Genomic DNA, 19361 nt, shown 5'->3' with positions numbered 1-19361 from the left:
TCCCCGACTGGATGGTTTATGGGGCGGTGATCGCGGGGCTACTGATCGCCTCACTGACCGGCCGCGAGAACGCCGACGCCCCGCCCGCCCCACCGCCGCCCGACGCGGCCGAGGGCGCGCTTCTGGGGCCCGTCACCCCGTTCGATCCGGCCGTCACCGTCGACGCCCCCGACGTCCCGTTCCAGCCCGCCGCCGGGACCGCCTTCTCGATCGCCGAGACCGGCCGCTGGGCGACCGCGCGGCATGTGGTCGAGGGGTGCCGCCGCCCGGCCATCGTGATCGGTGGCGACCGGGCCGTGGCGGCCTCGGTCCGGCTGGCGCGACAGGCCGACATCGCCATCCTGATCACCGACGGCGGGCCGCCTGCCCTGCCGGTGCTGATGGAGAGCCTGCGGATCGGCGAACGCGCCTTTCATCCCGGATTCCCGCAAGGCCGCGCCGGAGAGGCGTCCAGCCTGCTGCTGGGCCGCGAAACCCTGAGGGTGCGCGGCCGGGGCCAGCGCGACGAGCCGGTGCTGGTCTGGGCCGAGACCGGGCGGACCGAGGGTCTGGCGGGGACGCTGGCCGGGCTGTCAGGGGCCCCGGCCCTGGACCGCGAGGGCCGTGTCCTGGGCGTCACCATCGCCGAGAGCCCGCGCCGGGGCCGTATCTACACCACCTCGCCCGAGACCTTCGGCCCCGCCGTCCTCGGCGTCGCCGCCCCGGGAGCCCGGCCGCTGGACGAACCGGTCACGGTCGAGAACTACGGCCGGGTGGCCGATACCCTGCGCCGCGAGCTGCGGGTGGCGCAGGTGGTGTGTCTGTCGGTTTGATTCTCCTCCCCGTTCGCCGCTTGGCGAATGGGGAGGTGGATCGGAGGCCGCTTGGCCGACGAGACGGAGGGGGCGACACGGTGCCTGACGTGAGGGCCAAGGCTTCGCCGTCGATAGCGTGTCGCCCCCTCCGTCAGCTCGCAAGAGGCTCGCTGCCACCTCCCCATGCTTCGCACGGGGAGGAGAACTAACGTCCGAACACCTCGACCCCGATCTCGCCGTCGGAGCGCAGCCAGGCGCGCTTCATGCCCTGGCTGTTGAAGGGATCGGCGATGTTGCCGGCGGAGTCGAGCGCGATCATGCCGCCGTCGCCACCGAGAGCCCCGATCTGATCGATAACGCCCTGGGTCGCCTCGGTCAGGGACTGGCCGGAACCGACGCGCCAGCCGACCTGGGCTCCCGCCGCGACGCGGATGAAATATTCGCCCTGGCCGGTGCAGGACACGGCCGCGCCCGTGTCCGCCCAACTGCCCGCGCCGGAGATGGGGGTGTCGCCGACCCGGCCGGGCATCTTGCCGAAGACCCCGGCCGTCGAGGTGCCCGCCGCCAGAACACCGTGGGTGTCGAGCACGCAGCAGCCGACGGTCCCGTGAGATAGCGTGCCCGGCGGATGATTGTCCTCGCCTTGGCCGGCATGAGTGAACCAGGCGGCCTCGTCACCGATCGGGTCCAGCCCCTGATCCATGGCGAAAAGGGCCGCGCCCTCGCCGGCCAGCATGACGTGGGGGGTGCGCTCCATGACCGCCCGCGCCGCCGCGATCGGGCTCTTGAAGCCTTGCAGGGCCGCCACGGCCCCGGCCCGGCGGGTCGATCCCTCCATCAAACTGGCGTCCAGTTCATAGGCCCCGGCCAGATTGGGCGAGGCGCCGCGACCGGCGACGTACAGACCCGATTCCTCCAGCAGGCCGACCGCCTCCACCACCACGTCCAGCGCAGACGCCCCGTCCTCCAGCCGCGCCTTCATGGCCTCGACCACTTCGCGCATATGGACGATCTCGCGGTCGTAGTTGCGCTCACGCCGGGCCCCGGCACCACCGTGCAGGATCAGGGCGGGGCGGGTGGTTCCAGCGGGCATCGGGGGCTCCAAACGTACGGCCGCGTTCGATCGGGCCTTTTCTTATCGAGAGGGGCTGATTAGCGTCCCCGCGACGCGAACGCCACGGGGGCGTTGGCCGACCCCACCTGACAAGACCGCCTCAAGCAGCGCAACGCGCGTCAGGCGGTCCGAGCGAAGCGAGACCCTGAAAAGATGCGCGCCATTCTGTCCAAGGCCGTCGGCGGCCCCGAGACCCTGGTGTTCGAAGAGGTGCTGGACCCCACGCCCAAGCCCGGCGAGGTCATCATCGAGGTCAAGGCGGTGGGCATCAACTTCCCCGACACCCTGATCATCGAGGACAGATATCAGTTCAAACCGCAACGCCCCTTCTCGCCCGGTGCCGAGGTCGCGGGCGTGGTCGAGGGGGTCGGCGAGGGCGTCAAGGGCGTGTTCAAGGGCGACCGGGTCATCGCCGTGCCCGGATGGGGCGGCCTGGTCGAGCGGATCGCCGTGCCCGCCAGATCGGTCATCAAGATGCCGGACACGATGTCGTTCGAAGAGGGCGCGGCCCTGATCATGACCTATGGCACCAGCTACTACGCGCTGAAGGACAGGGCCAACTTGAAGCCCGGCGAGCGTCTGCTGGTGCTGGGCGCGGCCGGTGGCGTGGGTTCGGCGGCAGTCGAGCTGGGCAAGGCCATGGGGGCCGAGGTTACGGCCGTCGCCTCCACCAACGACAAGGTCCAGTTCGCCCTGGAACTGGGTGCCGACAACGGCCTGATCTATCCGGCGGGAGCCATGGACAAGGCCGCCCAGAAGGAGCTGTCGGGCGAGCTCAAGCTGGCCTGCGGCAAGGACGGGCCCGACGTGGTCTATGACGCGGTCGGCGGCGACTATGCCGAGCCGGCCCTGCGGTCGATGGACTGGTACGGGCGGTATCTGGTGGTCGGATTCCCGGCGGGGATTCCGGCGTTTCCGCTGAACCTGACCCTGCTGAAATCGGTGCAGGTGATCGGTGTGTTCTGGGGCGCGGCCGTGGCGCGCGATCCGGCCGGTCATGCGGCCAATGTCGCCGACCTGCTGAAGCTCTATAGCGAGGGCAAGATCAAGCCCCGTATCTCCAGGACCTTCCCGCTGGAACGGGCGGGCGACGCGATCCAGGCCCTGGGCGACCGGTCGGCCATGGGCAAGATCGTGGTGACGGTCGAATCCTGAAGGCGCGGGGCATGCCCGACATCCGGCTATCGCCCGACCTGGATGTCGGAGACCTGGCGGTGGCCTTCGCCGGCCGGCAAAGGCTGCATATCCCCAACATCCTGGCCACGCCTTGCGCCGAGGCGGTGGCGGGGGTGCTGGAGGCCGAAACACGGTGGAAGACCACGGTCGCGGCGGGCGGTGCCCATTTCGAAGTGCCGCTGGACGGTCGTCGGGCCGCCGATCCCGCGCGTCAGTCCTGGCTGGACGAGGCGGCGGTCGATGGGACCAGTCCGGTCCCGCAATACATCTTCGACACCCGCCGCCTGGGACTGGAGCGGGTCGGTCTGGATGACGGGCGCGACACACAGGACGCGGCCGACGCCGTCCTGGACTGGCTGAACAGCCCCGAATGCCTGGATTTCCTGCGCAGGGTCACGGGCGACGACCGCATCGACCTGTGCGACGCCCAGGCCAGCCGCTATCGCCCCGGCCACGTCCTGACCGCCCACAACGACACCTCGGTGGGGAAGAACCGGCTGTACGGCTATGTGCTGAACTTCAGCCGCGACTGGCGCGCCGACTGGGGCGGCAATCTGGTCTTCTATGGCCGTGACGGACATATCGAGCACGGCTGGGTTCCGGCCTTCAATGCGCTGAACCTGTTCGTCGTCCCGACCCGCCACGCCGTGACGCAGGTGTCATCCTTTGCGGCCCGGGACCGGCTGTCGATCGTCGGCTGGGTCCGCTCCCATCAGAAGGTGGGGCCCCAGACGCGGGAAGAGGCAAGATCGGTGGCTTACTAAATTCCTTCTCCCACAAGGGGAGAGGGGCTATTTGTCCTTCAGCCGCTTCACCGCTTCGCCGGCCTGATCCCGGTGCCGGCGCTTGATGTTGGCACCGAGCGTGGCGATCAGGGCGGCGAAGACCGCCGCGTCATCCGTGAAGCCGATGCCGGCGAAGATGTCGGGGATGGCGTCCAGCGGCAGGACGAAATAGGCGAGCGCGCCCAGCATCATCCCCTTTGCCGCCGTCGGCGTCTCAGGGTCGCGAGCGGCGTAGTAGACGCTGAAAAGCTGATCCAGGAAGGGTACGCGGGCAGCGGTCGAGACGACCTTGGGCCAGAAGCCGCGCTTCACCTTGACCTCGTTGGCGCGCACCACCGCAGGCACCAGCGCCTTGGCCGGGTCCAGCACATCGTCTGGCGTAACAGGTTGTGATCGGGACGGCATCGCCGCTAAACCCTCCGCATCGGCCTTCGATCCAGACAACATAGGAACTCCTGCGATGAAACTCGACTCCTCCATCTCGGCCGTCGTCACCGGCGGGGCTTCGGGCCTCGGCGAGGGCACGGCGCGCGCCATCGCCGCCACCGGTGCCAGGGTCGCCCTGTTCGACATGAACGAGGAAAAGGGCGAGGCCATTGCGGCCGAGATCGGCGGCGTGTTCTGCAAGGTCGATGTGACCAGTGACGAAGAGGTCGCCGCCGCCTTCGCCAAGGCCCGCGCCGCCCACGGCCAGGAACGGTTGACCGTCAACTGCGCCGGTATCGCCACCGGCCAGAAGACCGTCTCGCGCAAGAGGGACACCGGCGAGGTCCGCGCCCACGACATGGCGTCGTTCGAGCGCACCGTGCGGATCAATCTGTTCGGCACCTTCCGCGTCCTGTCGCAGTCGGCCCTGGGCATGGTGACGCTGGAGCCCATGGAAGACGGCGAGCGCGGCCTGGTGGTCAACACGGCGTCCGTCGCGGCCCAGGACGGCCAGATCGGCCAGGCGGCCTATTCGGCGTCCAAGGGCGGGGTCTATGCCATGACCCTGCCCATCGCACGGGACCTGGCCCAGGAGGGCATCCGGGTGAACACCATCCTGCCCGGCATCATGTGGACCCCGATGATGGCCGGCATGGACCAGAAGGTTCAGGACAGCCTCGCCGCCGCCATCCCCTTCCCCAGCCGCCTGGGCCGCCCCGCCGACTATGCCAGCCTGGTGCTGGAACTGGCCCGCAACGTCTACATCAACGGCGAATGCATCCGGCTGGACGGGGCGATACGGCTCGCCCCGCGCTGACGCGGGGGTAGGGCTCTAACGCTCGGCTCGCGGAGCCTCGCTGCTTGAGCGCAAGGAAAAATGTCGCGGGGGCTTGCGATGCGCCGGACCAGTCCGCTATACGCCCGCCTCCGACTGAAGTGCGGGCGTAGCTCAGTGGTAGAGCACAACCTTGCCAAGGTTGGGGTCGAGAGTTCGAATCTCTTCGCCCGCTCCAGTCGAACCAAGAGGCCCGGTCGCAAGATCGGGCCTTTTTGCTAAGCGGTCGTTTCCTTTCGTCATTCCGGGCGCAGCGCAGCGGAGACCCGGAACAGGGCGGCGCCGACAGGCGATCTGTTCAGGCACGTCATCAAACTTCGGTGTGCGCGACAGGTTCGCGCGCTCGCGCGCCGCCGGGTTCCGGGTCTGCGCCTCAAGCGCGGCTTGCCCGGAATGACGAAAGAGAAGGACCGCCAACACGGAACGCGGAAACAGCTTTCCTGCTTTCTTCGCTGACGTCGCCTGACGCAGGCGGCCATCCGCATTGCTCCGGTCGATGAAATCCTTCAGGTTTCGCAGCGGAGGGGCAAGCATGAGCGTGGACAAGGATCTGGGGTCGACGGTCAGGCCGGTGGAGACTGCGCGGCTGGACGCCTTCGTGGACGCCTCCTTCGCCTTCGCCGTGACGCTGCTGATCATCGCCGGGGCCAATCCGCTCGAGAATTTCGCCGACCTGCTCCACGCGCTGGGCCGTGTGCCGGCCTTTGCCTGCGGGTTCGGGCTGGTGGTGATGTTCTGGCTGGCGCACCGGAATTTCGGGCGGCTGGCACCGATCCGCGACAGCTGGTCGGCGACGCTCAGCCTGATGATCGTGTTCATGATCCTGGTCTATGTCTTCCCCTTGCGGCTGCTGACCGAGGCGGGGGCGGGGTATTTCTCCGGCGGACGGCTGCCGGGGCGGGACCTGATCGCGTCGTATGCCCAGCTGCGGGTCATCTACACCATCTACGGCGTCGGCTTCGCCTTCCTGAGCTGGCTGTACTTCCTGTTGTACGGCCATGCGCTGAAACGGGGGACGGTCGCGGGCCTGGCCGAGGAAGACCGTGACGAAGCAGCGGAAAGCCGCGCCATCTGGGGCATGATCACCCTGGCCGGGCTGTTCTCGGCGGCGCTCGCCTGGATCATTCCCACGAGAATTGCGCCGTGGGCACCGGGCTTTGCCTACTGGATCATCCCCTTCACCCTGTATTTCGCCAACCTGATCCACCGACGCCGCAGCGGCCGGGGCCTGTTCGGCGTGCGGCGCAAGGCGGCCGCACCTGAGGGCCTGGCCTGATCAGGCGTAGAGGGCGGCGAACAGACCGGCTTCCGGCGAAGAGGCGCGTATCCCCCGGTCGAGGTCGTCCAGGGCCTTGTCGATCTCCTTCAAGCCCTCGTCGGCGTCCTCGAATGCCGTCCTGGTCTCGTCATCCATCGGCTTGAAGGCCATCTGGACCTTCGCCTTGTCGAGCAGTTCCCTGATCCATTTGCCGATGCCCCGGACCTCCTTGACGAAGGTCATGTCGGCGGCGGCCTCGGATCCCGAAAGACGCTCCTTCATGGCCTTGTAGACGTCGGCGGGTCGCACCTCAGGCCGAGAGGCGGGCGCGGTAGGGGCCGACGGTTCTTCAGGGGACGACGGGGCGGCGCGATCAGAGGCTTCGGCGTCGGCGCTCTCGGTCTCGGTTTCTGTCTCGACCACTTCGTCGGTTCCGGTCGCCGTCTCGGCCGTGCTGGCCTCGGCGGTGGGGCTCGATGACGCCGGAGCCTTCTCGGCGGACGCGGTGGGTGGCGGAGCGGCCGGAACCGCCGCACTGGTGCTCGCGCCGGGAGGGGGCGTGCCGCCGGCCTCGGCATAGGCCTTGAGCGCCGATTTCAGCGCCTTGACGATCTGGGCCAGCTGTTTGGCCATGACCTGGGGGTTGTCGGAGGCGAACTGTTTGAGCGTGCGGATGCGCTCGACCAGGACCTGGACCTGCTGGCGGGCCTGATCCTTGCGCGCCAGACGCTGTTTACGGGTCTGGTCCTCGATCGGAGAGGGCTGTTCGGCGCGCGCGGCGGTCGCGGTCTTCATGCCCGCCAAGGTCGCGCGGGCCTTGGCGGCCTTGGCATCGGACGGCACAGGGGCGCTGACCGCGCTCTGCGGCGCGATCGTGCGGGGTTGTGACAGGGCGAGGGTGGCGAGCGACATCGGACCGAGCTTTCTGCTGGGACCGCCACCCTGACACAAAGAGCCTAAGCCAAGCTTGACGCGTGGACGGGACCATTTGGCTTACGCGCGGTCATCCGGTTAGACAGGAGAGATGCCGAACCTGATCCTCGCCATCGACCAGGGCACGACCTCGAGCCGGGCCATCGCGTTCGAGGTCTGTGACGACCACACGCTGAAGGCCTTGGCGATCAGCCAGATCGAACTGGCCCAGCATTTCCCCCATTCGGGCTGGGTCGAGCACGACGCGGCCGAGATCTGGACGGCGACGCTGCAGACCTGCCGCGAGGTGATCAGGAAGGCCGGCGGCATCAGCCGCTTCGCCGCCATCGGCATCACCAACCAGCGCGAGACGGCGGTAATCTGGGACGCAGCCACGGGCGAGCCCCTGCACCGGGCCATCGTCTGGCAGGATCGGCGCACGGCCGACGTCTCGGCGCGGATGGTGGCAGAGGGCCATGAGCCGGCGGTGCAGGCAGCGACGGGCCTGATCCTCGACCCCTATTTCTCGGCGACCAAATACGCCTGGTTGCTGGACAAGACCGGAACGCGGGACCGGGCGGCGAAAGGCGAGGTGAAGCTGGGGACCATCGACAGCTGGCTGGTCTGGAAGCTGACCGCCCAGTCAGGAGGGGGCGGCGCCCGTCACGTCACCGACGCGACCAACGCCAGCCGCACCTCCCTGATGGATCTCAGGACGCGGGCCTGGCGCGAGGACCTGTGCGCCCTGTTCGACGTGCCGATGGCCGCCCTGCCACGGATCGTCGGATGCGCCGAGATTTCGGGCGAGAGCGATCCCGCCCTGTTGGGCCGCGCCCTGCCCATCGCGGGGTCGGCGGGGGACCAGCAGGCGGCGCTGGTTGGGCACGGGGCGCTCAACCCCGGCGACGCCAAGATCACCTACGGCACCGGCGCCTTCCTGGTCGCCAACGTCGGGGCCGAGCCGGTGGCGTCGAAAAGCCGGCTGCTGGGCACGCTCGGCTATCAGGTCGGCGAGGCGGCCGCCCCCGAGGTGGCTTATGCGCTCGAAGGCTCGATCTTCTCGGCCGGGTCGGCGATCCAGTGGCTGAGGGACGGGGTCGGGATGATCTCGGAATCGCGCCAGTCCGAAGGGGTGGCGCAGGAACTCAAGGACAACGGCGGGGTCTATCTGGTGCCCGGCTTCACCGGCCTCGGCGCGCCGTGGTGGAAACCGGATGCGCGCGGGGCCGTCGTCGGCCTGACGCGCGACACTGGCCCGGCCCATTTCGTGCGGGCCGCGCTTGAGGCCCTGGCCTATCAGACCCATGACCTTCTGGAAGCACTGGCCGCCGACGGGGCACCGCCTCTGAAGGTGCTGAAGGTCGACGGCGGGGTCACCGCCAATGCCTTTGCCATGCAGTTCGTCGCCGACATCTGTCAGGTCACGGTCGAGCGGCCGGCCTTTCAGGAGATGACGGCCCTGGGCGCGGCCAAGCTGGCGGCGCTGGGCATCGGACTGATCGACGACCTGACCGCCCACGCCGCCGAGGCCCCTGCCGTCTGGATCCCGCGCATGGGCGAGGCCGAACGCGAGCGCCTGCTCAAGGGATGGCGCGGGGCCGTCCGCGCCGCCATCATCGCCAGCGAATAGAGCGTCCGCAAAGGACGCCGGAGGAAGCCCATGACCGACGCCGCGACATCATCCCAGGACGCGCAGGCCACCTTCGGCGGCACGCGCGAGGTCGATCCCCGATACGCGTTGGATACAGCCGCGCTCGACGCCTGGATGCGCGACAACGTCGAGGATTATGCAGGGCCCCTGACGATCCGCCAGTTCAAGGGCGGCCAGTCGAATCCGACCTATGAACTGACCACACCGACCCGGGCCTATGTCCTGCGCAGAAAGCCGCCGGGCGTGCTGCTGGCCTCGGCGCACGCCATGGACCGCGAGTTCACGGTGATCTCGGCACTGTATGCGCAAGGCTTCCCGGTCGCCCGTCCCTATGCCCTCTGCATGGACGACGCCGTGATCGGCTCGATGTTCTACGTCATGGACAAGGTCGAGGGCCGGGTCCTGTGGGACCTCAAGCTGCCGGGGCTGGAGGCCGCAGAACGGCGCGCCATCTATGAGGCCCAGACCGATACCCTGGCGCGTCTGCACGGCTTCGATCCCGCCGCCATCGGCCTGGGCGACTACGGAAAGCCCGGCAACTATTTCGAGCGTCAGGTCGGGCGCTGGACCAAACAGTATCGCGCCTCCGAGATCGAACCGGTCCCGGCCATGGACCGGCTGATCGAATTCCTGCCCGCCACCCTGCCGGCGCAGGGACCGACGCGGATCGTCCACGGCGACTTCCGCCTCGACAACCTGATCGTGGCTGCGGACGGGCCCGAGGTTCGTGCGGTGCTGGACTGGGAGCTGTCGACGCTCGGCGATCCGATGGCGGACTTCTCCTATCTGCTGATCGGCTGGGTCCTGCCGGCCAGCCAGAGGAACGGGCTTGCGGGCGCGGACCTGAAGGCACTCGGCATCCCGACGCTGGAAGAGACGGTCGAGCGTTACGGCGCACAGACCGGCACGGGCGCGCCGCAGAACCTCGACTGGCTGCTGGCCTACAACCTGTTTCGCCTCGCCGCGATCTGCCAGGGCATCGCCGGGCGGGTCCGCGACGGCACAGCGGCCAGCGCCCACGCCCGGTCGATGGCGGCCCAGGTCGGCCCCCTGTCGGACGCGGCCTGGACCTATGCGAAGCGGGCGGGGGCCTGACCCCTATTTCGCGTAGAGCTTGACCACCTCGTAGAGGAAGTCGCGGCCTTCGTAGAGGGACCGGACCCGCAGCCGCTCGTTCAGGCCGTGAACGCCGTTGCCGTCCGGGTCGGTGAACATCCCGGTCATGCCATAGGTCGGGATGCCCGCCGCATTGGTGAAGCGGCCGTCGGTGGCCCCCGTCGAGAGGGTCGGCACCACGGGCACGCCGGGCCAGATCCGGCCCGCGACCTGACGCACAGGATCGAGAATCTCAGGTGTCAGGGGCGGCGGCGGCGAGGTCGGGCTGGGGTCGCCGACCGTGGCGATCGTGACTCCCGGCACGGCCAAAACCCGCTCGATCTGACCTTGAGTCTCCGCGATCGTGTGGCCGGGCAGGATGCGGCAGTTGACGTTGGCTTCGACCTTCTGGGGCTGGGCGTTCGGCGCATGGCCGCCCTCGATCAGGGTCGGGATACAGGTGGTCCGCAGCATGGCGTTCCACACCGGGTTGGCCGCGCCCAGCCGCAGGGCGGCGGCCGCATCGGGCGTCTCGGAGGTCAGCAGGCGCAGGTCGTCGGCAAACTGGGGTGAGGTCTGGATCAGGGCGGTGAAATAGGCCCGTGTGACCGGCGTCACCTCCAGCGGGAAGTCGTGCTTCACCAGCCGATCGAGCCCCGCCCCCATGGCCGCGATGGCGTTGTCCTTCCTCGGCCGTGCCGAGTGCCCGCCGGGGTTGGTCAGGGTCAGGGTGAAGTCCTGATAGACCTTCTCGCCCGCCTGGACGTTCAGGGCCAGACGGTTGCCGTCGGCGTCGAGGTTGCCCCCGGCCCCCTCGTTCAGGGCGAAACCGGCGCTGAGCGTCTCGGGCCGATGTTCCAGCAGCCACTGGACGCCGTTCCAGTGGTCGGCCGTCTCCTCGCCGCAGGTCAGCGCCATCTTGAGCGTGCGGCGGGGCTGGAATCCCTCCGCCTTCAGCCGGATGAAGGTGTCGACCCAGACCGAGGCCTGGGCCTTGTCGTCCGACGCGCCGCGCGCATAGAAATAGCCGTCCTCCTCCACCAGGGTGAAGGGATCGCGCTGCCAGTCCGACCGCCGCGCCTCGACCACGTCGATATGGGCCAGCAGCAGGATGGCGGGGGCCGAGGTATCGGAGCCCTGCAGGGTGGCGACCAGCGAACCGAATTTGGGCTGATCCTCGGGGACGATGACCTGGGCGTCCTCGGCCGAGTATCCGGCGGCGGTCAGCCGGGCCAGCATCCGGTTCGAGGCCAGGGTGCAGTCGCCCTCCGACAGGGTCGTGTTGGTCTCTACCAGTTCCTCGTACAGGGCACGAAAGGCGAGCTGGTCGGGACGCGGTTCGGGCACCACGGCCGGGGTCTGGGCGCCGGCCTTGCTCACGAAGACGGCCGCACCGATGACCAGCACGGCGGCCAGGCCGAACAACAACAGGATCGCGCGGCTGGACCTTGTGTTGCGCATCTCCTGATAGGCAGGATCATCCAGCCAGTAACGGCCCTCGCCGGCCTCGACGACGGCGCTGCGACGCACCAGGCGACGCAGCGCCCCTCGCTGGATCAGGCGGCCGGGGGCCAGGGCCATGGCGGTGTCGGGCGAGACGGCTCCGGCCTCGCGCAGAGCCTGGGTGATGCGCTTCTCGGCCTGCATCGACGCCGCCGCTACCGCTCCGCTCGTACTCATGCCGTCGCTCCCGTTCGTCATGAACCTAGAAGGTTATTGCCCCTGTTAGAACCGTCATCCTCGCCCTTGTGGCGAGGATCCAGAAACACCGTCGAGGAAGTGGCTCCGGGTCTGTCACCGGGAGTCTGGATCCCAGGCACAAGGCCTGGGATGACGATCGTTAGGCGCAGGCAGAATTGAGGAGCGCATCCGCCAGCGCAGGTGCCAGATCGCCACGCCCGACGACGGTGACCCTGTCCAGCTCCAGCCACGCCGCCATGCGCCGCAGTTCGATCGCCAGTCGCACCGGCGTCTCCGCATCGGCCTCCGGCTCGGTCCAGGCCGCCTGGACCAGCAGCGTCCGGTTCTGACGATCCGCCTTCAGATCGACGCAGGCGGTGATCGCCTCGTCCTGCAGGAAGGGCAGGACGTAATAGCCGCGCTCGCGCTTGTGCGCCGGGGTGTAGATTTCCAGCCGCACCCGCACGCCGAACAGCCGCTCGGTCCGGTCCCGGAACCAGATCAGGTTGTCGAAAGGCGACAACAGGGCCGAGGCCTCGATCCGACGCGGCCGCCTCGCCTCGAGATGCAGATAGGCGGGCTTCGACCAGCCCCGCACCGTGACCGGGATCAGGGCCCCCGCCTCGACCAGTTCGGCCAGCATTGCCCGCGAATCCTCCAGCGACAGCCGGAAATAGTCACGCAGGTCGGCGGCGGTGGCGATCCCCATGGCCCGGGCCGCGATCAGGATCAGCCCCCTCTGGGCTTCCGCGTCGTCCGGGGTCGGGGCGTCGGCGACGGCGGCGGGCAGGACCCGCTCGGTCAGGTCGTAGACCCGCTCGAACCCCCGGCGGGTCCGGGTGGTGATGAAGCCCGACCAGAACAGCCATTCCAGCGCCCGCTTGCCGTCCGACCACTCCCACCAGCCGGGCTTTCCGCGGGGCCCAGCGGCGAAGTCGGCCCCCGTCACGGGACCCCGCCGCTCGATCTCGGCCAGGACGCCGTCGACATAGTCTCGCCGTTCGCGCCCGAACCGCGCCAGCCCGGTCCACAGCTCACCATCCCGCGCCCGCGCCATCCGCCAGCGCAGCAAGGGCTGGCTCTCGACCGGCAGGAAGGACGCCTCATGGCCCCAGTATTCGAACAGCGACCGCTTTCCCGGCCCCCAGGCGGCGCGCTCCAGCAGGCCCCGGTCATAGGCACCGAGCCGCGAGAAGAGTGGCAGATAGTGCGTCCGGCTGACCACATTGACGCTGTCGATCTGGACCACGCCCAGCCGTCGGACCAGATCGTTGATCTGACGCGTCCCGGGTTCGACAGGCGCAGGCCGACCGAAACCCTGGGCAGCCAGGGCGATGCGGCGGGCCTGGGCTGAGGTGATCTCGATCGTCATTTCGCCATGGTGGCCCAAGTCGCAGGCCTCGTCATCGGGCGGGCTGGCCGAAAACGGACCCGACGGAACACGACCCCAGGCCGTCCGTTCACGGATCATGATCGAGGACTGGCTTTCCGACCTTCAGGCTCACGGCCCTCCCATCCTCGGTGCCGTCATCGCGGGCGGGGCAATCGGGCTGGAGCGGGAGTGGCGTGGGCGGTCGGCGGGGTTCCGCACCCACATCCTGGTCTGTCTGGCGTCGGCTCTGCTGATGCAGGCGGCGATGACCCAGGCCGACTGGGCGTTCCAGGCCCTGCCGGACGAGAACATCGTCACGGACCCGACCCGGATGGCCCACGGCATCCTGACCGGCATCGGCTTTCTGTGCGCAGGCGTGATCTTCCGTACCGGCCTGTCGATCCACGGCCTGACCACGGCGGCGTCGCTGTGGATCACCTCGGCCCTGGGCATATTGTTCGGGGCGGGGCTGAACGGCCTGGGTGTCACGGGCACGGTCGTGACCCTGGCCATTCTGGTGTTGCTCCGGATGGTGGCCAAGGCCCTGCCCGGGCTCATCACGGTGGACGTCGCGGTCTCCTGGCCCGGTAGCGCCTCGGGTCCGCGCGCAGAGGTGGAGCGCCGACTGGCCACCGTCGATCCCGGCTTTCGCATCACCGAACAGAAGATCGAGCCCGACCGGTCCGCCCGCAGCGAGGCCTTTCGACTACGCATCAAGGCCGGAGACTTCGCCGCCCTGGCCGACGATCTGGCAGATGTTCCTGGGTTGGGCGGGGTGACGATCGATCCGCGCGACGACTGAGCGCGACCGGATTCATCGTGGTCATTGTCCGTCAACCTTCTGTCTGGCATGACAGGAACGAATGACGAACGCGGCGACTCAGTTTTCAGGTGGCGGAGCGGTCCGCATCCTCGGTCTCGACCCCGGCCTGCGCCGGACGGGCTGGGGTGTGGTGGTGGCCGAAGGGTCGCGGCTGCGCTGGATCGCCCACGGGGTGGTGACGCCGGATGACAAGGCCCCGTTCAGCGAGCGCCTGCTGCATCTGCTCGAAGCGGTCGGAGAGATCTGCACCGCCCACGCCTGCGACGAGGCGGCGATCGAGGAGGTCTTCGTCAACGTCAATCCGGCCTCGACCCTGAAACTGGGCCACGCCCGGGCGGCGGTCATGCTGGCCCCGGCGCGGTGCGGCCTGCCGGTCGCGGAATATTCGCCCAACCTGATCAAGAAGGCCGTGGTCGGGGCCGGCCACGCCGACAAGGGCCAGATCGCCTTCATGGTGAAACGGCTGCTCCCGACGTCAGGCGACGTGAAGGCGGATGCGGCCGATGCTCTGGCCGTCGCGATCACCCATGCGCAACTGAGGAAGCGGGCCCTGCTCGCGGGGGTGGCGGCATGATCGGCCGGCTGCGTGGGGTCCTGGCCGAGGTCGAGGAGGCGCACTGCCTGATCGACTGCGCGGGCGTCGGCTATGTGGTGGCCTGTGGCGCGCGGACCCTGCAACGGCTGCCCGCCCCCGGTGACGAGGCGACCCTGCATATCGAGAGCAGCTGGTCGGCCGAGAACGGACCGCGCCTCTACGGCTTCCTGACCCGCGACGAACGCCGCGCCTTCACCACCCTCACCGGCATCCAGGGCGTCGGGCCCAAGGCGGCCCTGTCGGTGCTCGACGTCCTGCCGCCGGGAGAACTGGCGGGGGCCGTGGCCCGCGACGACAAGGCCGCGATCGGCCGGGCCAACGGCGTGGGGCCAAAGCTGGCCCTGCGCATCGTCACCGAGCTGAAGGGCAAGCCGCTGGGCGATGTGTCGTTCACGCCGGGTGCGTTGGCACCCGGGGCGGGGGTCGAACCGGCAATCATAAAGCCCAGCGTTACCGGGGAGGCCGTGTCGGCCCTGCTGGGTCTGGGCGTCGCCGAGATCAACGCCCGCCGAGCGGTCGATCAGGCCCTGATCCGGCTGGGGGACGACGCCGATCTGTCGGCCGTGATCCGTGCGGCCTTGCAGGAGCTGGGGCGGTGAGGATCGCGCACTTTCCTTCTCCCCTTGCGGGAGAAGGTGGCAGCCGAAGGCTGACGGACGAGGGGTCACACCATTTTGACGGTGAGAGCTTTCAGATGACGGCTTTGGGCATGGGCGTAACCCCTCATCCGTCTCGCTCCGCGAGCCACCTTCTCCCGCAAGGGGAGAAGGACTACGCGGAGGCGACATGACCGACGACCGCATCATCTCCCCTGACCCCGCGCCCGGCGAGCAGTACGACCGTGCTCTGCGGCCCCAGACCCTGTCGGAGTTCGTCGGTCAGGAGCAGGCCAAGGGCAATCTGAAGATCTTCATCGACGCGGCGAGGAAACGCGGCGAGGCCATGGACCACGTCCTGCTGTTCGGCCCCCCGGGCCTCGGCAAGACCACCCTGGCCCAGATCGTGGCGCGCGAACTCGGCGTCGGTTTCCGCGCCACCTCCGGTCCGATCCTGGCCAAGGCCGGCGACCTGGCCGCCATCCTGACCAATCTCGAACCGCGCGACGTCCTGTTCATCGACGAGATCCACCGCCTGGCCCCGACGGTGGAGGAGATCCTCTACCCGGCCATGGAAGACCATGTGCTGGACCTGATCATCGGCGAGGGCCCCTCGGCGCGGTCGGTACGGATCGACCTGGCCCCCTTCACCCTGGTCGGGGCCACGACGCGGGCAGGCCTGCTGGCCACGCCGCTGCGCGATCGGTTCGGCATCCCCTTGCGGCTGGAGTTCTACACGCCTGACGAACTGGTCCGGGTCATCACCGGCGCGGCGCGGAAGCTCGGCGCGCCCATCGACGACGATGGTGCCCGCGAAATCGCCTCGCGCGCCCGGGGCACCCCGCGCGTTGCCGGGAGGCTGCTGCGCCGGGTGCGGGACTTTGCTGAGGCCGAGGGCGCGCCCGTCATCAATCGCATCGTCGCGGCCCGCGCCCTGGCCCGGCTGGAGATCGACGAGGCCGGTCTGGACGCCAACGACCGCCGCTTCCTCAAGGCCCTGATCGAGAACTACGGCGGCGGCCCCGTCGGCATGGACACCCTGGCCGCCGCCATCGCCGAGGCCCGCGACGCCGTCGAGGACGTGATCGAGCCTTACCTGCTCCAACAGGGCTTCATCCAGCGCACCCCCCGCGGCCGCATGGCCTGCGCCCGCGCCTATGCCCATCTGGGCCTGGCGGAACCGCCCAAACCGGCGGCGCCGAGCGATCTTTTCAGCGGCGGCTGACGGTCCGGACTTCACCGCGAGGCCGATCCCCGTCATGCTGACCGGGAAGGAGACGCCGATGGCGCGACGCCTGAATGTGCAACGGCTGATGCTGGTGATGGCAGCCCTGGTGCTGGCCCTGGGCGGGGTCTGCGCCTGGGTCATCTATGACAATGCCAGGCCGGCACCCCAGCCGACGGCCGGCGAACGCGCGGTGCGGCAGTTGCGCGAGCAGCGGGGCCCTGAGGCCGAGGTGCGTTATGCCGAGGCCGGGCGCGGCCGGGCCCTGTGCGGCTATGCCGGCGTGCGAGGTCAGGCGACGGCGGTGGCCTTCGTGTCGCGGCCCAATCGTATCCTGTTCTCCGACGACCCGATGCCGGTCGAGTTCCGCGAGGTGCAGCAACGATTCTGCCCGACCTTTCTGAGCCAGCCCTCGGCTCCGAACTCCGTCAATTCGGTCCCGGGGTCATGAGTACCGAGCCCGTACTGGACATGCCCACCTCCGGTCGGTTCGAGGGCCGCGACCATCTGTTGGCGATCCGGGTTTATTACGAGGACACCGATTTCACCGGCCTGGTCTATCACGCCAACTATGTGCGCTATCTGGAGCGGGGGCGGTCGGATTTCCTGCGGCTGACGGCGGTGGGTCACGCCGCCCTGCTGGATGCCGCCGAACCGATGGCCTTTGTCGTGGCCGAGCTGAATCTGAAATACCTGAAGCCCGCCCGGATCGACGACGCCCTGGTGGTGCGCACTGCCTATGACGCCATCAAGGGACCGCGCCTGCTGATCTCCCAGACGGTGGAGCGCGACGGAGAGATCCTGTGCCGCGCCGAGGTGACGGCGGTCTGCATCCATCTGGACGGCCGACCGCGACGGCCGACGAAGGCGTTGCTGGAAGGCGTCAAACCCTGGCTGGCCCAAGACAAGAGGACCGACTGATGGCGACCGAAACCAAGATCACAGACCGCCAGGCCTGGAGTTTCCTGATCACCTGCATCCTGCTGGTGGTCATCCTGTTCGGCGGCGGCCTGGTCGGCTGCCCCTACTACAAGGTCTGGGAACGCAAGATGGCCGGTCAGGCCGAGTTGCAATACCAGCAGGGCGCGCGTCAGGCCCTGATCGCCCAGGCCGCCGCCGAGGACGAGGCCTCGATCAAGCGCGCCGAGGCCGCGACGCGGCGCGTGCGCGGCTGGGCCGACGCGGCGAAACAGGGCTGCATCGACCTGGGCCGCCCCGGCGACCGGGCCTGTCAGGACCAGCTGTTGCGCGACGCCGCCACCTATTCGATCGCCAAGGAAGGCCACGAAGGCGTGATCGTCAGCGTGGGCGCGCCCGTCCCGGTCGCCGTCGACCCCCGGAATGGCGGCGAATAGGCGAAGCGTTCACCCTGTCGCGCCCCTGTTGCGCGCGCGGGCATGACGCAGGGCCCGGCACAGGCTAGACCTGAGTCCCCTGACCACACGTCTACGCCACACTATGGTCACGCCCGCCCGCACCATGGTCGCGTGATCCCTGCAGGACCGATTTGCCCATGACCGTGCCCGCCGCCGACCCCGGAATGTTGAACCCCGTCACCCTGTTCATGACGGCGGACTGGGTCGTGAAGATCGTCATGATCGGCCTGGCCGGGGCCTCGATCTGGTCCTGGGCCATCATCATCGACAAGGCGTTCCGCTTCACCGCCCTGAACAGCCAGGCGGACACCTTCGAAAAGGCGCTGAGTTCCGGCCGGTCGCTGGAGGATATCGCGCAACAGGCCGGGCCCAATCCGGCCCACGCCCTGCCCAGGATGCTGGTCGTCGCCCTGGCCGACTGGCGCGAGACCCGCGCGCGCGGGACCCTGACCGAACAGCAGGGCAATCTGCTGATCAGCCGCATCGACCGGTCGCTGGATTCCATCATCGCGCGCGAGGGCATCCGCATTGAGCACGGACTGGGCGTGCTGTCGGTGGTGGCCACCGCCTCGCCCTTCATCGGCCTGTTCGGGACGGTGTGGGGGATCATGAACGCCTTCGGGCGGATCGCTTCGGCCGGCAACACCAACCTGACCACCGTGGCCCCGGCGATCTCGGAGGCCCTGTTCGCCACCGCCATCGGCCTGGCCGCCGCCATTCCGGCCTATATCGCCTACAACAAGTTCTCGATCGACGCCGGCAAGTTCTCGGGACGGCTGGAAAGCTTCGCCGACGATCTTCAGGCCGCCGTGGCGCGGCGTCTGGGGGCCCCGAACGCCCCGGTCGCACCACCGCCCCCTCCCCCGTCCGACTTCGCCATCCGCCGGGCCGACTGAGATGGCCATGGGCGGCGGGGCCGGTCAGGGCCATGTGCGAGGACGCAGGCGGGCCAGGAAGCGGCCGCTGAGCGAGATCAACGTCACCCCCCTGGTGGACGTGATGCTGGTGCTGCTGATCATCTTCATGATCTCGGCGCCCCTGCTCACGGTCGGCGTCCCGGTCGAACTGCCCCAGACCGAGGCCGGGGCCGTGGACACCGACAACGAACCCGTCACCGTCTCCATCGACCGCGACGGCGCCATCTTCATCGACAAGGACGAGACGTCCTACGACCAGCTTCTGGATCGCGTCGGCGCGGCGGCCGGAACCGATGATCCGTCGAGCAAGCCCGTCTTCGTGCGCGCCGACGGCCGGGCACCGTATCAGGCCGTGGCGCGGGTCATGGCGCGGCTGTCGGCCGGTGGCTTCACCAAGCTGAACCTCATCACCGACACGGCCCCGGAACCGCAGGGCTAGATCTTGGAACGGCCGAGCCCCGCCATCGTCGGATCGATCGTCCTGCACGCAGGCGTGCTGGCGCTCGCCTTCGTGTCCTGGCCGACGAAGGAGCTCCCGCCGATCGTCCCGTCGTCCGTGCCGGTCTCCATCGTCTCGTCCGAAGTGATCGAAGCCGCGCCCGCCGACAATCCATCCGAAGAGGTCGTAGCCGAGGACGCCGCCAGCGCCCCCTCCGCCCCGGCCGAAGCGCCGCCGCAGCCCACGCCGGCGCCACCGACACCCACGCCACCCCGCCCGGCTCCTCGTCCGA

At 69.0% G+C, this 19361-nt stretch carries 21 protein-coding genes, 1 tRNA gene and 1 pseudogene; 18 read left to right on the top strand and 5 right to left on the bottom strand.

The features are described 5' to 3' along the window. The first annotated feature begins 11 nt into the window (after positions 1–11). On the top strand, positions 12–812 hold the full coding sequence (locus ACILQR_RS00540; protein WP_395649623.1) for a serine protease: 801 nt from the start codon (positions 12–14) through the stop codon (positions 810–812). A gap of 187 nt (positions 813–999) precedes the next feature. Here ACILQR_RS00540 and ACILQR_RS00535 read toward each other — a convergent pair whose 3' ends face one another. Continuing rightward, complete coding sequence (locus tag ACILQR_RS00535; RefSeq protein ID WP_395649573.1) at positions 1000–1887, bottom strand: isoaspartyl peptidase/L-asparaginase family protein; 888 nt, start codon at positions 1885–1887, stop codon at positions 1000–1002. Positions 1888–2061: 174 nt separating this feature from the next. Here ACILQR_RS00535 and ACILQR_RS00530 point away from each other — a divergent pair, with 174 nt between their 5' ends. Together ACILQR_RS00530 and ACILQR_RS00525 are read left to right on the top strand one after the other, a co-directional pair. Beyond that, positions 2062–3063, top strand: coding sequence for an NADPH:quinone oxidoreductase family protein (locus tag ACILQR_RS00530; protein ID WP_395649572.1), 1002 nt, complete (start codon positions 2062–2064; stop codon positions 3061–3063). An 11-nt stretch (positions 3064–3074) separates the two neighbouring features. After that, positions 3075–3848 (top strand): 2OG-Fe(II) oxygenase, encoded by a 774-nt coding sequence (locus tag ACILQR_RS00525; protein ID WP_395649571.1) that lies wholly within the window; start codon positions 3075–3077, stop codon positions 3846–3848. 27 nt (positions 3849–3875) lie between these two features. On the opposite strand, the gene ACILQR_RS00520 is transcribed toward ACILQR_RS00525, so the two are convergent. After that, positions 3876–4274 (bottom strand): YkvA family protein, encoded by a 399-nt coding sequence (locus tag ACILQR_RS00520; protein WP_395649570.1) that lies wholly within the window; start codon positions 4272–4274, stop codon positions 3876–3878. 55 nt (positions 4275–4329) lie between these two features. Between ACILQR_RS00520 and ACILQR_RS00515 the strand changes: the two genes are divergently transcribed. The 3 genes from ACILQR_RS00515 (at position 4330) to ACILQR_RS00505 (ending at position 6406) form a co-directional block, all read left to right on the top strand. Then, the gene (locus ACILQR_RS00515) at positions 4330–5112 is read left to right on the top strand and encodes an SDR family NAD(P)-dependent oxidoreductase (RefSeq protein WP_395649569.1); all 783 of its coding nucleotides are present in this window, start codon (positions 4330–4332) and stop codon (positions 5110–5112) included. A 121-nt stretch (positions 5113–5233) separates the two neighbouring features. Continuing rightward, a tRNA-Gly gene (locus ACILQR_RS00510) sits at positions 5234–5308 on the top strand. A gap of 354 nt (positions 5309–5662) precedes the next feature. Next, positions 5663–6406, top strand: a complete 744-nt coding sequence (locus ACILQR_RS00505; RefSeq protein ID WP_395649568.1) for a TMEM175 family protein — start codon at positions 5663–5665, stop codon at positions 6404–6406. Here ACILQR_RS00505 and ACILQR_RS00500 read toward each other — a convergent pair whose 3' ends face one another. Beyond that, a complete protein-coding gene (locus ACILQR_RS00500) occupies positions 6407–7300 on the bottom strand; it encodes a hypothetical protein (RefSeq protein WP_395649567.1) in 894 nt (297 codons plus the stop codon). A gap of 112 nt (positions 7301–7412) precedes the next feature. On the opposite strand from ACILQR_RS00500, the gene glpK reads away from it, so the two are divergent. Together glpK and ACILQR_RS00490 are read left to right on the top strand one after the other, a co-directional pair. After that, complete coding sequence (gene glpK, locus ACILQR_RS00495) at positions 7413–8930, top strand: glycerol kinase GlpK (protein WP_395649566.1); 1518 nt, start codon at positions 7413–7415, stop codon at positions 8928–8930. A gap of 30 nt (positions 8931–8960) precedes the next feature. Next, entirely contained in the window at positions 8961–10046 is a 1086-nt protein-coding gene (locus tag ACILQR_RS00490; protein WP_395649565.1) for a phosphotransferase family protein, read from the top strand. 3 nt (positions 10047–10049) lie between these two features. On the opposite strand, the gene ACILQR_RS00485 is transcribed toward ACILQR_RS00490, so the two are convergent. Continuing rightward, positions 10050–11726 carry a M20/M25/M40 family metallo-hydrolase gene (locus tag ACILQR_RS00485; RefSeq protein ID WP_395649564.1) on the bottom strand — a complete coding sequence of 559 codons (1677 nt, stop codon included), beginning with the start codon at positions 11724–11726 and terminating at the stop codon, positions 10050–10052. Between the two features lie 160 nt (positions 11727–11886). Then, positions 11887–13098, bottom strand: a complete 1212-nt coding sequence (locus tag ACILQR_RS00480; RefSeq protein WP_395649563.1) for a winged helix-turn-helix domain-containing protein — start codon at positions 13096–13098, stop codon at positions 11887–11889. On the opposite strand from ACILQR_RS00480, the gene ACILQR_RS00475 reads away from it, so the two are divergent. From ACILQR_RS00475 to ACILQR_RS00430, 10 genes and pseudogenes are all read left to right on the top strand, one after another. After that, a complete protein-coding gene (locus tag ACILQR_RS00475) occupies positions 13082–13900 on the top strand; it encodes an MgtC/SapB family protein (protein ID WP_395649562.1) in 819 nt (272 codons plus the stop codon). The two genes, ACILQR_RS00480 and ACILQR_RS00475, sit on opposite strands and share 17 nt — an antisense overlap. 61 nt (positions 13901–13961) lie before the next feature. Continuing rightward, positions 13962–14495: a crossover junction endodeoxyribonuclease RuvC gene (gene ruvC, locus ACILQR_RS00470; protein ID WP_395649561.1), complete on the top strand. Its 534-nt coding sequence runs from the start codon at positions 13962–13964 to the stop codon at positions 14493–14495. Then, the gene (ruvA, locus tag ACILQR_RS00465) at positions 14492–15115 is read left to right on the top strand and encodes a Holliday junction branch migration protein RuvA (protein ID WP_395649560.1); all 624 of its coding nucleotides are present in this window, start codon (positions 14492–14494) and stop codon (positions 15113–15115) included. Before ruvC ends, ruvA begins: the two co-directional genes overlap by 4 nt. Before the next feature lie 187 nt (positions 15116–15302). Then, the gene (gene ruvB, locus ACILQR_RS00460) at positions 15303–16337 is read left to right on the top strand and encodes a Holliday junction branch migration DNA helicase RuvB (protein WP_395649559.1); all 1035 of its coding nucleotides are present in this window, start codon (positions 15303–15305) and stop codon (positions 16335–16337) included. A gap of 58 nt (positions 16338–16395) precedes the next feature. Beyond that, the gene (locus tag ACILQR_RS00455) at positions 16396–16788 is read left to right on the top strand and encodes a hypothetical protein (protein WP_395649558.1); all 393 of its coding nucleotides are present in this window, start codon (positions 16396–16398) and stop codon (positions 16786–16788) included. Then, a complete protein-coding gene (locus tag ACILQR_RS00450) occupies positions 16785–17258 on the top strand; it encodes a YbgC/FadM family acyl-CoA thioesterase (protein WP_395649557.1) in 474 nt (157 codons plus the stop codon). Before ACILQR_RS00455 ends, ACILQR_RS00450 begins: the two co-directional genes overlap by 4 nt. Further along, positions 17258–17692, top strand: a complete 435-nt coding sequence (locus ACILQR_RS00445) for a hypothetical protein (protein WP_395649556.1) — start codon at positions 17258–17260, stop codon at positions 17690–17692. The genes ACILQR_RS00450 and ACILQR_RS00445 overlap by 1 nt, the downstream gene beginning before the upstream one ends. Before the next feature lie 158 nt (positions 17693–17850). Then, positions 17851–18609: a protein TolQ gene (gene tolQ / locus ACILQR_RS00440; RefSeq protein ID WP_271145778.1), complete on the top strand. Its 759-nt coding sequence runs from the start codon at positions 17851–17853 to the stop codon at positions 18607–18609. A 1-nt stretch (position 18610) separates the two neighbouring features. Further along, positions 18611–19069, top strand: a complete 459-nt coding sequence (locus tag ACILQR_RS00435) for an ExbD/TolR family protein (RefSeq protein ID WP_395649555.1) — start codon at positions 18611–18613, stop codon at positions 19067–19069. A gap of 3 nt (positions 19070–19072) precedes the next feature. Then, a pseudogene (locus ACILQR_RS00430) lies at positions 19073–19361 on the top strand (energy transducer TonB); the annotation flags it as partial.

Source organism: Brevundimonas sp. (genome assembly GCF_044239655.1).
Classification (GTDB): Bacteria; Pseudomonadota; Alphaproteobacteria; order Caulobacterales; family Caulobacteraceae; genus Brevundimonas.
Note: the sequence above shows the minus strand (reverse complement) of the source record. Positions and strands in the feature narration are given on the sequence as shown.

Excerpts from the sequence above, each read along its gene's own strand:
- ACILQR_RS00540 (WP_395649623.1), top strand. The coding sequence starts at position 12 with ATGGTTTATGGGGCGGTGATCGCGGGGCTACTGATCGCCTCACTGACC.
- ACILQR_RS00535 (WP_395649573.1), bottom strand. The coding sequence starts at position 1,887 with ATGCCCGCTGGAACCACCCGCCCCGCCCTGATCCTGCACGGTGGTGCC.
- ACILQR_RS00530 (WP_395649572.1), top strand. The coding sequence starts at position 2,062 with ATGCGCGCCATTCTGTCCAAGGCCGTCGGCGGCCCCGAGACCCTGGTG.
- ACILQR_RS00525 (WP_395649571.1), top strand. The coding sequence starts at position 3,075 with ATGCCCGACATCCGGCTATCGCCCGACCTGGATGTCGGAGACCTGGCG.
- ACILQR_RS00520 (WP_395649570.1), bottom strand. The coding sequence starts at position 4,274 with ATGCCGTCCCGATCACAACCTGTTACGCCAGACGATGTGCTGGACCCG.
- ACILQR_RS00515 (WP_395649569.1), top strand. The coding sequence starts at position 4,330 with ATGAAACTCGACTCCTCCATCTCGGCCGTCGTCACCGGCGGGGCTTCG.
- ACILQR_RS00505 (WP_395649568.1), top strand. The coding sequence starts at position 5,663 with ATGAGCGTGGACAAGGATCTGGGGTCGACGGTCAGGCCGGTGGAGACT.
- ACILQR_RS00500 (WP_395649567.1), bottom strand. The coding sequence starts at position 7,300 with ATGTCGCTCGCCACCCTCGCCCTGTCACAACCCCGCACGATCGCGCCG.
- glpK (WP_395649566.1), top strand. The coding sequence starts at position 7,413 with ATGCCGAACCTGATCCTCGCCATCGACCAGGGCACGACCTCGAGCCGG.
- ACILQR_RS00490 (WP_395649565.1), top strand. The coding sequence starts at position 8,961 with ATGACCGACGCCGCGACATCATCCCAGGACGCGCAGGCCACCTTCGGC.
- ACILQR_RS00485 (WP_395649564.1), bottom strand. The coding sequence starts at position 11,726 with ATGAGTACGAGCGGAGCGGTAGCGGCGGCGTCGATGCAGGCCGAGAAG.
- ACILQR_RS00480 (WP_395649563.1), bottom strand. The coding sequence starts at position 13,098 with ATGACGATCGAGATCACCTCAGCCCAGGCCCGCCGCATCGCCCTGGCT.
- ruvC (WP_395649561.1), top strand. The coding sequence starts at position 13,962 with ATGACGAACGCGGCGACTCAGTTTTCAGGTGGCGGAGCGGTCCGCATC.
- ruvA (WP_395649560.1), top strand. The coding sequence starts at position 14,492 with ATGATCGGCCGGCTGCGTGGGGTCCTGGCCGAGGTCGAGGAGGCGCAC.
- ruvB (WP_395649559.1), top strand. The coding sequence starts at position 15,303 with ATGACCGACGACCGCATCATCTCCCCTGACCCCGCGCCCGGCGAGCAG.
- ACILQR_RS00455 (WP_395649558.1), top strand. The coding sequence starts at position 16,396 with ATGGCGCGACGCCTGAATGTGCAACGGCTGATGCTGGTGATGGCAGCC.
- ACILQR_RS00450 (WP_395649557.1), top strand. The coding sequence starts at position 16,785 with ATGAGTACCGAGCCCGTACTGGACATGCCCACCTCCGGTCGGTTCGAG.
- ACILQR_RS00445 (WP_395649556.1), top strand. The coding sequence starts at position 17,258 with ATGGCGACCGAAACCAAGATCACAGACCGCCAGGCCTGGAGTTTCCTG.
- tolQ (WP_271145778.1), top strand. The coding sequence starts at position 17,851 with ATGACCGTGCCCGCCGCCGACCCCGGAATGTTGAACCCCGTCACCCTG.
- ACILQR_RS00435 (WP_395649555.1), top strand. The coding sequence starts at position 18,611 with ATGGCCATGGGCGGCGGGGCCGGTCAGGGCCATGTGCGAGGACGCAGG.